Source organism: Bacteroides sp. OF04-15BH, from assembly GCF_003477995.1.
Lineage (GTDB): Bacteria > Bacteroidota > Bacteroidia > Bacteroidales > Bacteroidaceae > Paraprevotella.
In genome coordinates this window covers 266-1,038 of sequence record NZ_QUEM01000101.1, presented here as the reverse complement: position 1 = coordinate 1,038, position 773 = coordinate 266, and the positions used below count along the sequence as shown (strand labels likewise).

Genomic DNA, 773 nt, shown 5'->3' with positions numbered 1-773 from the left:
AATGGTGAAGTAGCCCACGATGCCGATAATCATAAAGATTATATACACGGTACTGCTCCCGTCCGGGATGAAATCCGGGTCTGAAAGCTGCTCGATGTCTTTTTGGAGCATCAGGGTTTGTATGCGTGCCAGCACGCTGCTGAACAAGTCCGACACGGGTAGCCACAGGTAAATGGATATATAGCGTGAAATCCACTGGGTCAGCGTGCTTTGGAAACCGTCATAGACGGAAATCGCAAACGCCAGCGGACCCAGTATGCTTAACACGATTAGGAAGAACGTGCGCAGCGTGTCTATAATCAGCCCCGCCGCCTGAAAGAGCATTTCCAATAACTCCCTGAACCAGTCCCGGACGGACTTCTTTATATTATAAGCCGTCCTGTCCATGTACATGCCCGTCATAGTCACCATGTCGGAGGGCGACCAGCCCAGTTCTTCCAGTTGTCGGTCAAATTCCTCGTCCGATGCGAGGTAAGCCGTTTCGGGGCTTCGCATCAGGGCTTCATATTCCAGTCGGTCTTTCTGCGCCCGGTACTCGTTCATGTCGAAAGTCTGCGTTTCCATAAGCTGGTTGCACCCTTTCACCACTGGCGACAGCACCGTGTTGATAGTCCCCAGCACGAAAGTTGGAAAAAACATGATGCACAGCCCCAACACAAAGGGACGCAGGAGCGGGTACACGTCTATGGGTTCGGCACGTGCGAGCGACTGCCACACTTTGGCGGCTACATAGAACAAAGCTCCCAGCCCGGCTATCCCTTTGGCTACCCCCG

The 773-nt window shown here is 53.3% G+C and carries 1 protein-coding gene; it reads right to left on the bottom strand.

From position 1 onward, the window contains the following. The coding region (gene traJ, locus DXA74_RS16010; protein WP_233550596.1) for a conjugative transposon protein TraJ at positions 1-773 on the bottom strand (773 nt) is incomplete at both ends.